The following is a 1,251-nucleotide window of genomic DNA, read 5'->3' as shown; positions in this document are numbered from 1 at the left end:
TGAACTGGCCTAATGATCCCGGACACCTCTTAAGGGCGATATGATTCGCCCAATCAGGAGGTTCCATGCAAGAGCGAAAGACCTACACCCGCGAGTTCAAGCAACGTGCTGCAAGCATGGTTCTTGATGACAACTGCTCAGTTCCCGACGTCTGTGCGTCGATGGACGTCGGCCGTACGGCTCTGCGCCGCTGGGTTGATCAGGTTCGTAAAGAGCGTCAGAAAGGGCAGCCAGTGGCAGGTACCAAGGCAATAAGCGACGATCAGCGAGAGCTTCAACAGTTGCGAGCCAAGGTCAAGCGCCTGGAAACAGAGGCTGAAATATTAAAAAAGGCTACGGCTCTCTTGATGTCGGATCCCGATCGTTTTTCCTGATTGAGGAGCTGAGGGAGTCGAGTTCATATCCGACCAGCTTGCTTTGCAGTGTGATGGGCGTTTCCCGCAGCGCGTTCTATGACTGGATTAAGCGACGTTCAGCGCCGACAGCTAACCGCGACGTGCTCAGGGCGAAAGTCGTGCAGTTGCATGTTGAAAGCCGGGGCAGTGCAGGGGCGCGGATGATCTCTCAGCACTTGAAGGCCCAGCATCTTCAGGTCGGAAGGTATTTGGCCGGAAAGCTGATGGCGGAGGCAAATCTGGCCAGCAGACAGCGCCGCCGCCATCAGTACCGCTCCAGAGGCGTCCAAGCATTTGTGGCCAAGAACCTGCTCGAACGTAACTTCGAGCCAACCGCAATCAATCAGGTCTGGTGCGGCGACGTCACCAGCCTGATGGTTGGGAAGCGCTGGTATCACTTGGCAGTAGTTATTGACCTGTTCGCCCGCAGAGTCGTGGGCTGGGGGTTTTCTTTGATCAATGACGCCAACCTGGTTAGCAAGGCGCTGAGAATGGCGGTGGAAGTTCGAGGCAAACATGCAGGCTTGATGTTCCACTCAGATCAAGGCTGCCAATACACCAGCCAGCGCTTTCAATCCGTGCTGTTGGAGCATGGGATAACGCAAAGCATGAGCTGCAGGGGGCAGTGCTGGGACAACGCACCAACAGAGCGTTTCTTCGGGACGCTCAAATCAGAGTGGGTGCCCGCCAAGGGCTACACGACAGTTGAAGAAGCAAGGCAGGATATGACCAGCTTCTTCATGCGATACAACAGAATCAGACTCCACAGCTACAACAACTACTTGTCGCCAATAGCTATGGAGCAGCAGGCGGCTTGATCACCGTAATCGGTGTCCGGAAAAACTTGACCAGAACA

The 1,251-nt window shown here is 55.1% G+C and carries 2 protein-coding genes; both read left to right on the top strand.

Features of this window, described 5'->3' with window-relative positions:
- The first annotated feature begins 65 nt into the window (after positions 1-65).
- On the top strand, positions 66-374 hold the full coding sequence (locus tag QRN36_RS27165) for a transposase (RefSeq protein WP_285426806.1): 309 nt from the start codon (positions 66-68) through the stop codon (positions 372-374).
- Positions 375-412: 38 nt separating this feature from the next.
- The gene (locus QRN36_RS27160; protein ID WP_285426805.1) at positions 413-1,213 is read left to right on the top strand and encodes an IS3 family transposase; all 801 of its coding nucleotides are present in this window, start codon (positions 413-415) and stop codon (positions 1,211-1,213) included.
- The last annotated feature ends 38 nt before the right edge of the window (positions 1,214-1,251 follow it).

The organism is Pseudomonas sp. efr-133-TYG-103a, from assembly GCF_030209235.1.
Lineage (GTDB): Bacteria > Pseudomonadota > Gammaproteobacteria > Pseudomonadales > Pseudomonadaceae > Aquipseudomonas.
Note: the sequence above shows the minus strand (reverse complement) of the source record. Positions and strands in the feature narration are given on the sequence as shown.

Excerpts from the sequence above, each read along its gene's own strand:
- QRN36_RS27165 (WP_285426806.1), top strand. The coding sequence starts at position 66 with ATGCAAGAGCGAAAGACCTACACCCGCGAGTTCAAGCAACGTGCTGCA.